Origin of the sequence: Achromobacter sp. F4_2707 (assembly GCF_047501535.1) — a bacterium.
Classification (GTDB): domain Bacteria; phylum Pseudomonadota; class Gammaproteobacteria; order Burkholderiales; family Burkholderiaceae_B; genus Yanghanlia.
This window is the reverse complement of record NZ_JAZDRJ010000009.1, coordinates 135,853-148,649: the sequence shown is the minus strand read 5'-3', so window position 1 is coordinate 148,649 and position 12,797 is coordinate 135,853. Positions and strand designations below refer to the sequence as shown.

3 protein-coding genes are annotated in these 12,797 nt (G+C 55.6%); all 3 read right to left on the bottom strand.

Going from position 1 to position 12,797, the window contains the following annotated elements:
* Nucleotides 1-4 precede the first annotated feature (4 nt).
* On the bottom strand, nt 5-919 hold the full coding sequence (locus tag VRY85_RS10505; protein WP_414598545.1) for an efflux RND transporter periplasmic adaptor subunit: 915 nt from the start codon (nt 917-919) through the stop codon (nt 5-7).
* A 30-nt stretch (nt 920-949) separates the two neighbouring features.
* Nucleotides 950-2,602, bottom strand: a complete 1,653-nt coding sequence (locus tag VRY85_RS10500) for a TolC family protein (protein WP_414598544.1) — start codon at nt 2,600-2,602, stop codon at nt 950-952.
* A gap of 126 nt (nt 2,603-2,728) precedes the next feature.
* A complete protein-coding gene (locus VRY85_RS10495) occupies nt 2,729-12,730 on the bottom strand; it encodes a cadherin-like domain-containing protein (protein ID WP_414598543.1) in 10,002 nt (3,333 codons plus the stop codon).
* Between the last annotated feature and the right edge of the window lie 67 nt (nt 12,731-12,797).

Genomic DNA, 12,797 nt, shown 5'->3' with positions numbered 1-12,797 from the left:
GGGTTCAGTCTCCCGTACGCGCTTCAGGCAGGCGGGCCACGCCGCTCATGCCGGGCAGCAGTTCCGCCGATACGTCATCCAGCGTGGCTTCAAGTTCGATGGTTTGCGCCACGGCATCCACCCGCGCATTCACCGCTGAAACCCGCGCCACATAGCTGTTGCCGGTTTCCATGATATCGACTTCGATAGGCGTACCCACCTGCACCTGGCGCAGCAGGCGCGAAGGCACATTCAGGCGCAGCTTCAAAGGCCCATCGCTTACCAGCTCTACCAAAGGCGCGCCGATATTCACGCCCTGGTGCGGCTTGACGTGAACCTTCACCACCTTGCCATCAAAGGGCGCTTTCACCACGCAATGCGCCAACTGGGCCTGGGCGACTTCTATGGCGGCAGCGCTTTTGTGGACTTCGGCGCGCGCCATGGAAACTTCCAGATCGCCCGCCGCCTGCAACTTGTGCAGGCGCTGCTTGACGCCCAGCGTTTCGCGGGCGGCGGAATTTTCAGCGCGCGCCATTTTCAGGCGCGCATCCCATTCATTGCAGTCAAAGCTCACCAGCGGCTGGCCTTCCTTGACTTCCGAACCCAGCCTCGCCTGCAGTTCCACTATGCGCCCCACCATCTGCGCCGCCAGCGTGGTTTCGAGTTCGGGGCTGAGCAGTACGCGGATCGCGTTCGGGTCTTCCGTAATGGGAGCCAGCAAGGGCGCTTGCGGCACAGGCTGCGGCGTTTGCGGCACCACCGGCATGGCGGGCACGGGCGGCAGTTCCGGCATGGGCGGCACGCCGCCCGCATCGGCCGACTGCGCCACCGCAGCGCCTGTCATTCCCAGGCTCAGCGCCAGCGCGGCAACTGCTGCCAACGCCCGCGCCGGGCCCGCTGCCTTGTTCCCGCCTGGTTGTGGATGAGTGATTGCGTGCATAGTGATGAATGGTTACGAAGAACTCCGGCCCTATCGGCCGGAGGTTTCCCTCAGGCTGATCTGCATTGCAGACTGCTCAAGCTGTTCAGCCGGTGTGCTGGCCGGGAACGACACCGAAACCGGCGTGGCCGTAATGGGCTGGCCCGCAGCCTGCGCTGTCACGCCAAACACTTCCTGCTGCCACTGGTTGGTAGTGTCGGCAATGGCCTTGGCAATGGTCTGCACATCGTGGTCTTCCACGGCTTCAGGCAGAACATCCAGGCCCACCGAATTGTACAACCGGCCCCAGGCCGCCTGGGCGTTGGAATACGAAGCGTAGCGCTGGTACTCAGCCAGCAGCGCGCGGGCTTCGGCGCGAATCACTTCCAGTTCAGACTGGAAGCGGCTCTGGCTGGCGGCTTCGGCGAATTTCAGCAGCTGCTGGTCAACGCGCAGGCTTTCCTTGGCGAAATCCAGCTCGGACAAGGCGAGATCATAACGCTGCAGGCCCACACGCACCTGGGTCAGCACCGCCATGGAAAGCGCCATGCGGCGCATGTCGTCAGTCTCGTTCTGGTACTTATGAGCGCGCTTCAGCGACGGCCATTGCGTCAGCTTCAGAATATTCCACGACAGGCGCAGGCCGGTATCCACCCAGCTGGAGTTGTAGTTGTACGTGTTGGAATCGTAATGGATACCCGCATCCAGGTTCAGGTTGGGCCACAGCAGCAGCTTGGCGGCCTTGATGTCGTTTTCCGTCACGCGCTTGCGGTACCACTCTTCCATGATCTCGGGGCGGCGCTCCAGGGCCATGGTTTCCAGCGCCTCGACATTGGCGGGCACAGGCGGCAGAGGCAGTTCATTTTCATCGGCCAGGGTGTAAGGCGTGCCCGGCGCGATGGACATCAGCGCGCTCAGCTCGGCGCGGGCCAGTTCAAGATCCTGGCGGCGCAGTGTCAGCAGGTTGACGGCGTCCAGCAGCGCGCGCTGGTAAGCCAGCACTTCCTGGCGCGGCATCAGGCCCTGGTCCTCAATCTCGCGGGCCCGCTCAAGCGCGGTATTCACGCGCGCCAGCAGGTTATCCACGCGGCCCAGCAGCTTCTGGGCGCCCAGCGCGCGCCAGTAACTGTTGCGCACGTCCTGCATCACGTTCTGAACCACCTTGCGGCGACGCTCTTCCGCCATCAGCACCTGGTCGGCCTTCTGCTGGGCGCGGTAGTAGGAAACGCCAAAATCCAGCACGTTCCAGGAAAAGGTCAGATCGGCCAGGGTGCGGTCGCGCTCTTGCGAGGTAGAGGGGCGCAGGGATTCAATACGGTCTTCGATACCGATGGAACGGCCGCCGGAATCGTTATTACGGCTGACGTAACCCGCGCTTGCCACCACAGCGGGCAGCATTTCGAACTTGGAGACATCGTGCAGGCTGCGGGAAAGCGCCGTTTCCATCAGCTTGAGCTTGTAATCCAGGTTGTATTTCAGGGCGCGCGCCGTGGCCTCATGGAAGCTGATAGGCGCTGTGATCGGTTCCTGATCCGCGTACATCTGCAGGCGGTCTTCCGCCATGCGCTCCTTGAGCTCATCCTCGGTAAAAGGAACAGGCTGAACAGTGCCGCAACCGGCCAGCACCAGCGCAACGGCAGATACCGCCAGCAGGCGCACAGGGGTTTTCGGGCGATTGAGGGATTTCGGCAAAATGACGGACATGGGAGTTGATTCTTATCTGATAATTGAAAATCGGGTTTAAGAGGCGGGCCCCGGCATCAATGCCAGGGCCATTCCGCCACGAATCTGAAAAACCAGGGGTTCACGGCTGCTATGGCAGGGCCGCCATCAAGACAGATCCTTTGGTGCCTGCAGTACCACCGGCAGGCGCCCGCTACCCCCTCGCAGCTGTTCGCTGAACGAAGGCGCGGCATGGCTGAGCTGCAGCGCGGCGTCGTCCTCGGCAGCCAATTCATCGGCTTCCATGAAGGCGGATGACACCCCCTGAGCGACCTCGTCCTGTGCTGAGGTGTTTTCAGGCGCCTCGTTCGCGGCAGGCTCAGCTGGCGGCTGGGCGGCAGGCGGCTGGACTGCGGGCGCCACGCCGCGCATGACCGGCTCGGAAAGATCCGGCACAGGCAGCGCGCCATCGGCTCCCAGGCCAACACGCCCCAGGCGGCCCAGCACCAGGTTGTCAATCATGTCACCGCCACGCTGCGCCATGCGCACGGCATGTTCCACGAACAGGTTGGGGTCCTGCCCCAGGCCCGCGCCAATGGAACTGCTGCCCACCATGCCAGGCTGCGACCAGAAGGTGTTGCTCATTGAACGGGCATCCGTCTCGGCGCGTTCATCCTGCGCCGCCTGCACCTCGCGGTTCACATAGACGATGGGGTGGAAAGGCAGCGGCACGCGCGGAACCTTGTTGTATACCGAGCCATCGAAGAACACGCTGACATCACGCACCTGATCGCCCGTTACCGGGCTGCGCACCTCGCCCGTAGGCGTGTTGTACAAACCGAAGGAAGGCGGGGTAGTACCTCTGATCAGAGGCGGCGGGCCGCCCACTACGGGAGTGCCCGGAGGCGGCGGTTCCGGATGGCGGAAGAAATCATCCGTTGGCGGTGGCGCAGGCACAGGATCCGGCGCAACCGTGATGGTCAGCGTGGATGTGCTGGTAGCGCCGTAAGGATCTTCCACCGTGTATGTGATGGGCGGCACAGTACCTTGCCAGCCATCCTCAGGTATGAATAGGTAGCTTCCGTCTTTATTGATGGTGATCTTGCCGACACCATCAATGTCAATCTCATCACCCGGATTTCCGCTAACAGTCTTCGTTGTTGGATTACCATCCTCATCCAAACCAGGGACTTCAAATTCGAAACCGGTTATCTTGAGGTCCTTGTCAGGCCCGTCCGGGTCGTTATCATTGGTCAGGATATTGCCCGTAGCCGGGGTATCCGGCGTCACCCTGTGGTTATCCGGGTTCGCTACCGGCGCCTCATTGGTAATGGTGATGGTCAGCTTGGCCGTGGCCGGGTCGTCATCGGCGTCGGTAATGGTGTAGTTGAAGTTTTCTTCCCACGAATCTGTGGCACGGTCGTTTGCCAACTTATCTTTATCTGGCGTATAGGTGTAGCTGCCGTCGCGGTGAATATGCAGCTCGCCGTATTCGCCGGTCACTTTCCAGCTGCCGTCCCCCTGCGGATCCCCGCCCGTAACGCCTGTTACAGGGTTCTTAACGGCAGGGTCACCGCTGGGGTAGCCATCCGCGCCTATGGTGTCGTTGTCGAATACATTGCCTGCCACATTCGGCTGCTGAACAGTCATCGTGTTCGAGTCATTGTTGGCGGTGGGGGCGTCGTCAACAATAAATATGTTCAGCGTGCCAGAACCTGTCAGGTCCCCATTTTGTTTCACACTGAGGGCGATTGAATCGGTGTGATTTTCATCACCCGCGTTGCCCGGAACCGCATTCTCGACAGCCTCATTCAGGGTATAGGTGTAAAGCACCTCTGCTGTGCGAGGGCTGTTCTCTGTACCGCCGATAACATTAAGCCCGGTAATCTTCAGGGTACCGTGCTCAGTCACGATCTCAATAGGCGAAGCGGGAGTCGCTCCTTTCAGCTGAGCCAGTGTCAGTTCAAGCGTAGTGCCATCCTTGCCGGTAATCGCTACCGAAACAAGGCCGGAATCCGTCTTGAGGTCGATGACGCCATCAACACTATGGCTGTTATCGCCAACGCTGCCGGTGGGCAGACCCTTTTCGTAAACGGTATTGTGGCCGTCGGCGTCACCCGCAGCATTGCCATCCTTCGGTGTGATGGTGGGCGCTGACGGCGTTGCTCCGTTGATGGTGATCACCAAGTTGGCCCTGACCTTATCGTCATCCCCAGGGTTCTCCCTGTCAGTCAGGGTGTACTCGAAGGTTTCCGTCAAGGTACCCGACGTATGGCTGAACACGTCCTCGTTGTCGTGATCCAGTTCATAGGTGTAAGTGCCGTCCGGGTGAATAGTCAGGGTGCCGTACTTGCCGTTAATCTTGACATCGCCGCCATCGCCCGCGATGGGGCGAGAAGGCGTGGTATTCCCATGCCCCGGTGTTTTGACTTCTATGTTGATGATTTTCAACTGGTCGGTCGGTGTATCCGGGTCGCTGTCCGGAGTGTTTGGCGTTATATCAGTACCACCGCCATTTTTACCTGTTCCAAAAATCAGGTTACCCGTCACTGAATTTTGCAGATTGGTCAGCGAGTTGGCGTCATGGACGGCAACAGGTGGGTCGTTATCCGCGATCAGGTTGATGGTGCCACTAACCTCGGCGCTCAACGGTTTAGGGCCGCCGGCGTGACCGCCACTTTGCTGGTTATTGCCATCGCTGAGCGTTACGGTGAAGGTCAGCGAGTCCCTGGGAACCGGAGTGCCGTCCTCTCCCTTGATATTGGTGGGGTCTTGAGTGGTGTGCGCGTACTTGATGGCGGAAAGGATGTTCTGCACTTCCGTAATAGTGGCGGTGGGTAGCAGATTGATGGTCAGCTTGCCTGAAGCATCATCGTAAGATGCTTGACCATCCATACCAGGCATCGAAGCCAGACGCAGCACATCTCCGGTAATGAAGCCGGTCAGTTGTACGGTAATTTCCCCATCGCCGAAGACGTCATTGCCAAGGTTACTCGTGGTGGACAAGTCAATGTCAGTGACAACCACGGTGTCTTCAAGCAGAGACACCTCGAAGGCGTCACCGGTCGTACCCTCCGTTTCCGCAGGTGTGACTTCAATACCTTCAGTCTTGCCCCCGACAGTCAAGGTGGGTGCGTCGTTTACAGGCTCGACCGTCACCGTCAACTTTACGGATTGTTCGCTATACGGCGTGGTTCCCCCTGATTTGTCGCCAGTTAAGTCAACGCTTGTACCAGAATCCGGCACAGCCACTGAATTATCTATCAGGCGCACGGATACGGACGCATCGGGCGTGCCGTTGTAATCAGGATTCGGTATAAAACGAAGTTCATCGGTGGGCTTCAGGATGAAAGCATTACCTTCGGCAATATCGGTCGGGAGGTTTTTCCAACCCGTTCCATCGTCATATTGCCAAGTGCCATTCGAGCTATCCACGCCGACAATCGCCACGCCAGCGAATTCGTTGCTGCTGGAACCGCCTGCCACTGTATCAGTGACATCCTCGAAGCTCGAACCAAAAAGATCGTTTACCTTGTTCCCCTCCGGCGCAGTGGCATCTTCGATCACGGGAATAGCGGGAATGGTGACACCCGGCTTGATCGTGGGTGCGTCATTGATCGCGGTCACGGACGTAGCCAGCTTCACCGTGACCTCGCTGTAAAGGCTGGTGCCACCGAAGCCGCCACCCGAGGTGATGTTCACGGTCGTGCCGGAAGTCATCGTTGTCGTTGTGGATGTAGTGTCGTTATTGGTGTTGTCTTCCACCAAGCGCACAGTCAGCTCACCAGGGGTGCCGTTCCAATCCTTACTGGGAAGGAACTGGATGGCTGTATCCTTGCTCAACAGCAAGGCTGTACCATCGCCCACTGTTGTGGGAATGTCGGCCCAACTTGTGCCATTCCAGTACTGCCATTTACCCTGATTATCCGTATCAGCGGCGTTGCCAATCACAGCCACGCCCCAGAAACTATCGGAGTCCGTACCGTCTACGGCTCCTATATCGCCATTGCTGTTGTTATTGATGGCATCGCGACTGTCATCGAAATACTTACTGAACAGGGTCTCAACGGTAGGTGTAGTGCCTGGCGTCGGCGCGGCGGTATTGCTGAAATCCTCGTCCACAGGAGCAAGGGTTTCTTTTGCTTCTGTCTTGCCTTCAGGCAGCGTGACTAGCGGCGCATCGTTGGTGGGGGCGACTGTGAACGTCAACGTACGCGTCGTGACAATGGCCGGTTTGCCGTCATATACCCCAATCGTGAAGCCGTTGCCATTTTTACCATCTGGTGCTGTTTCTGGCGTTACACCCGTATTGCCCCGATCATTGACGGTGACAGTGAAATCAAAGGAACCGTTCCAATCCTGTTCCCGAGCGCCTGCGCCAGGAGCATCCGTGTCGGGAAGGTTAATGGTAACGCTGGACATCCAGCCATTGATCTGCGTCAGGGTTCCGCTCAGGGTGATGGTTTTACCATCACCACTCACGGGGCTATTTTCGGGAGGGGTTGCAAAGGTAAAGCCTTCCGGCACAGCAATGGTGATGTCCAATATGTCATTGGGCTGCGCATCCGAGTCGGCGATAGTCAGGCCGGTAAGCGTGACCGTCTTTGTATCGCCTGTTTCAACGGCGCTCAGCGTTTTTATATCTGCGTCATAGACACCGCCAATACCGATTTCCGCCGGGTCATTGATGGAGGAAATGAAGAGGTCGCGCGTGGCATTGTCGATATTGAAAACATCGTAGCCCGCAACCTTGTCGGTATAGACGTTGAGGCTCTGCTTGTCAGAGATTTCCTGCGGCGTAGCCGTACCGTTCTGGTTTACAGCACCGCCATTGGCCAGTGGCTTGCCATCACCACCCTTTGTCAGAACCCAGTCAGCACCATTTTTTTCGTACAAACGGTCATCAACGATGACTTCCAGTTTGAAACCGCCGTCCAGATTTGATTGCATCGCGTTGGCAAACCGCACCTGCAAACCGTCCAAATACGCCTGCACCTGTTCCAGCGTGCCATAGATGCGCAGGGCGCTATTGCTGCCATTAAGAGTGCCGTCGCTTTCAGCGCCGTGGTCAGCCGTCGTTGATTGGAAGCTGATGCCTGATGTGCCATAAGCCTCCAAGTTTAACGGAGTGCCATCAGCGCCAAGCACCCGGACGGTCACCTGAATAATTCCGTCCTTCTCACCTGTCGCATAGCCATCATTCGCATCCACATCCGCCAGCCTGAAATCTCCCGCAGGCGTCCAGTCCGCAGAATCAATGGTCAGGATTCCAGAATCTTCACCGGTAGGCGCTGTAACGGTAGGCGCGTCGTTAACAGCAACGATCTTCAGGTGGACCGCCTTCTCTTCGCGGCTTCCTTCCTCTGGCTCCTTTCCAAGGTCAGAGCCGCTTCCGGACGTACTTCCGACATTATCATCCAGAGAAAAGTTAATGGTGATATCACCATTGGTACCATCCTCGCCATTCAAGTCGTGGTTAACGTCCCCAGGCGAAGTGTAGTAAAGGCCGCCCGAGTTGCCGCTGGCTTTCAACAAAGCTTCGATATCCGAAGCTTTGCCTACCAGTGCCAGAGAAGCGCCTCCTTGCCCGATAATGGTGACACCACCAATAGAACCCGAAGGTAAGTTCGCATTGCTGATCTGCAGTTTCCCAAATTCAGACACAGAGGCATCGCCTTTAAGGGTGATGGTCAGAGTCACAGGTGTATCAAATGCTGCAGATTCCACATCGCTTAACTCAAAGGATGTGCCAAGATCTATATGCGAAAGAACATCCTCATAAACCTTGATGATGTCTGATGGCACCTCCAGAACAGGCGGATCATTCTCTAATGAAGACCAGATTTCTATTGTCTTGGAAGTGATATTCCCATGATCTGTGGGTACAGACTCCGTGGTCCATTCATACTCATTGAAATTGATCTCACCAAGCGCACCACCCGGTTGTTCTGGTTGGTTCTTATCACCGCCATTAGCAGTTTGATTACCGCCACCATCAACTTTCAGGCTGCCATCGGTGTTACGCAAACGGTCATCAGCAATGATTTCCAGGGTATATTTTAGGTTTTTGTCCTCAGAAAACTCGACTTTCAAGCCGTCCAGCGCATTATTGACTTGCTCGCGAGTACCCTGCAGAACCAGCAGGCCATCCTCGTTCGAAATAAGCACACCTGCGGCAGGGTTATTTGGTTCAAACGTAAAACCCGTTGTCTGAACCGTACCGACCCCATCCTTCAGCCTTACCGTAACTTGGACGAAGTCTTTTTCGTGAACAGTGTCGATATCCTTCAGATCAGGATCATCAACCTTAATGCCATTAATTACGTTTACGCCAAGATCATCTGGTTTGATCGGGCCGGTGGGCACTTCCACGGTTGGCGCGTCGTTTGTAGGCCGAACATGAATCCAGAATTCGTTGCCTGTCTGCTCCAGGTCACCGTCGGACAAGGTGAACTTGAAGTGATCGTCGTAATTCTCACTAGCGGCATTCTCCTCACCGCCACGGTGTACGTAGCTCAGTTTCCCGTCGGTAATGTCTTTCTGCGTGAAGGATGAACCGGCGCCCAGCTTGGCGCCATTAAGCATCAGATCACCATATTTTGTCGCTTCTGTAATGGTGTATTGAACTTGTTTCTCGGTGCTGTCGGAATCGTATGCTTGTAAAAACTCTATAGTGATGCCTTGCTTGCCACCTTCGTATACGGTGATGGCTTTGTTCTTGATATCATCGCCAATCTGATTAGGGTCTTCGCCTGCCTTGGTTGTTGTATCGCCTGGAGTCTTCGGAATCAACGGCGCATCGTTGACGTTTGTAATCTGGATTCTTACTTCAGCAGCATCTCCAGAGTCCTGACCCCACCTGTCCGTGGCCACCACGCCAAACTTGAATTCACGTACTTCTGAGCCATCGTGCACGAAACGCAGACCGGATGCATAGCCTTCAGGGCCACCCTTCAAGAGATTGGCATTAAGAACCGTTTCCGCTGTTACTGGTACCCAGCCAGAACCATTCCAATACTCAAGTACTCCGCCGTTTTCCGGCAAGTCTTGCACTTTGAATGTCAAGGGTTTCGAGTCATCGTGATCAACAGCATAGTTGTGGCTTTCGTCGATAGTTTCATTACTATCTATATCAGGAGCGGTATAATCAGGTACCAGACTGGTATCATCATCAGGGTCTGATACGTTAAGAATATCCGGAGTGATGTAGACTGTTTCGCCTTCTTTGATCACCTGGCTGTCGGAACCAGTTACTACCGGCGCATCATTCACAGGTGTTATGTAGAAGTCCAGCTTTTGATTCCATACTTGCTGAACAATCTCATCATTCACCAGCTCCGTAGTGCCAGCTGATACGTTAAACAAGGCACTAGTAAAGAATTTCTCGCCGCCATGATGCACGAACCTTATTAAACCAGCATCCAGATCTGCTTGTGTGAAGGTGTCGTATTTGTTAAGTGTTACACTACCCTTCGTCAGATAACCTGCGTCGGGGTGGCCTTTATCGGCATCAAAACCCATAAAGGTATAGGTAATCTGGTCCTTTTCGATTCCGGTGATTTCATAGCTGATATACGGGCGTTCCTCGGCTTCATCATCTGACTTGCTGCCCCATATCTGAATACTCTCGCCTTCCTTGACTTCGCCCGCCACCGTTGTTGACACTTCAACAGTAGGCTTACCTGCATTCAGGGCTTCCTCGGTGGCATCGCGATTAAGATTCTTCAGAGGCTCAGCACCAGTACCCGTCCCGGTAAATTCTTTCAGATTAATTACGAATTCATGACGATCAAGCTCTGAACCCTGAATTTCAGGGTCAACATAAATACCGCCTATGCGGTCATAAGGGTCGCCGTTATTATCCCAACGCATCGCCGTGGTGTTATCGATAACACGGAAGAAGAAGGTATCTGTTTCTGCAGCATCATCAGCACTGTCATATTGCACATAGCGCACATTACCTTCTTCCACATCCCTCATGGTGAAGGAGCTGCCGCTAGGCAGGTTCCACCACGTGCCCCCCACCTTCAACTGCAACTGACCATGCTCCATATCGCTAGCGCTGTAATCCACCACGAAACTCAGGCGCTCAGGCGGTGTGTCAACGTCAGTGGCACTGATCACTTCCTTGGTCAATGTGACGGCGTTGGTGTCAACAGGGTCCCCTACTTCGCCTGCTAGCACTGTTGCTTCAAGGGTAGGCTCTTGGATGACTCCATTCCCGTCCTCGTAGCCCAATACCGGGTCATCATCAATAGGACGGATTTCCAGAGTAATAGTGGCTTCCTCACTGCTATCACCCTCGCCACCGCCGTCAAAGATTTTTACTTTGAATGAATCTGAATGATCACCTTCCCTACCATCGTGCTCATAACGCAACCCTTCACGGCTTGCATATTTGAAGAAGAAGCCGGCACCGCTCAGGTCGCTTGCTGTAAGGGCACGATCAATGTATTGCTCATCACCATCTATAAGGGCAGTACCAGTAAACCATAATGTCCCACCCTTATCGTCCTCACTCAAACTCGTAAGCTGTACAAGCGCATCATTCAGATCATCACCTGGATCGCCACCTGTATTCCCTTGGATATACGACCCTACGCTGCCGGTATCTTTCGCATTGGTGGGTTGGTGTTCATAAACCACGCCGCCGCCCGATACTGTGGGGAGCTGATTAATAGGCGTGAATTCCAGGGTAAATTCAACGACATCCGAGTCACCGATTGGTGTAGCGCCATCATTTACGCGTAGCTTGAATGTGTCGGGTGTGTTCTGATCCGCACCGGTTTTTTCATGAACGTACTTAACGCGCCCGCTCTCCACATCTTCGTGAGTGAAGATTGAGCCTACCCCCAGGCGCCCACCATTCAATGTTAAATATCCGTGTTCGGGGGCCTCTTGCAAGTTGTAAACAATCTGTTCTGCTATCTGCGCCCCGGCTTCAACCTCAGGGTCGTTGATTTCCCACTTCAATACCTGTGGAGCAGTGAAGTTGCCATTTTCATCACGACCTTCATTGATCGTTAACGTAACGCCCTCATCTTCGGGGTTGCGCACCACCTTGACTGGGTCGTTGCTAGGAGTGATAACAACCTCGCGAGTGGCGAGCTCTTGCTCACCTGCCATCACTGCAATTGTCACGGTGCGCGCGGCACTGCCAAGCTCTATGTCATTGGCCTGGAAGCTCAAGCTATTCAACCAACTTTGAATTTCAGCTTTAGTGCCTGTAAAGGTGCCTGTAAAACCAGATTCCTCTATGATGCTGCCCGACGGCCCGGTAATGCCGGACTCTTCTTGCACCTTTACCGTAACAGTGTAGGTACCGTCGTCACCACTCAAAACCCAACCGGTCAAGTCGACGACATGCGCACCTTCCTCATTAAGGTCACTGGGTTCCGAGACTTGGAGCGGATCCTCATTTGCCAATGTCACCGTGATATTGACGTCGCCCGTACTCATTGGCGTCATAGAAAAAGGCTGGAAGCCTCCATTGAGGTCGCCACCTTCACCCTCTTCCTTCAGCGCCTCCCCCACCGGAGCCTCGGGCGCGCCAACACCATCACCTGCGGCCACCACATCACCCGATGCGTCGCTATCTCCCGCATCCAGTGGATCTTCGATGATATTGTCATCCTCCTGCCCATTCAGCCCGGCCTGCCCCTCCCCATCCGCCATCACATAATCGCCGCCCTGATCAAACAGCGGGTTGTCCTGCTGCTTGTCGTCATCCTGCTGCGATTGCGGTTGGGCGTCGAAGAAGGGGTCTTCGCCTGCGCCGTCAGCGGCGACGGCTGCGGCGCCATCGAACAGAATCCGGGTTTCCAGCGCCAGGCGCGACAGGCGCGGCGCGAAGGCGGCGGCCTTGGCGGCCGGATTGATGGCCGTGGCCCCCTGAGGGGCGGAACGCGTGGCGGTAACGGGAGCTGAGGGGCGGCGGCGATGGCGGAGAGTCATAAGGGTCTCAACGATATAACGATTCAATAGAGGCACCGAGAGCGACAAAAACACCTGACAACGCCATTCCCACTGGGTTTTCCCTGGAAGAATGGAACAGGCGCGCGCGGGCCAGACAAAAACCATACTGAAATTATGGATTTTTTGATGAAATGATACATCAACCAACTGTTTATCACTCTTTTTCGACAATAAACAATTGTTAATTAAGAACATATTTTTACTTTTTGATAAAAAGTCAGTCGCCCGTTCCGCTGCCGTTTGCGCATTTCCTTGGGGCAGT

Coding starts and splice junctions, on each gene's coding strand:
- VRY85_RS10505 (WP_414598545.1), bottom strand. CDS start 919: ATGCACGCAATCACTCATCCACAACCAGGCGGGAACAAGGCAGCGGGC.
- VRY85_RS10500 (WP_414598544.1), bottom strand. CDS start 2,602: ATGTCCGTCATTTTGCCGAAATCCCTCAATCGCCCGAAAACCCCTGTG.
- VRY85_RS10495 (WP_414598543.1), bottom strand. CDS start 12,730: ATGTTCTTAATTAACAATTGTTTATTGTCGAAAAAGAGTGATAAACAG.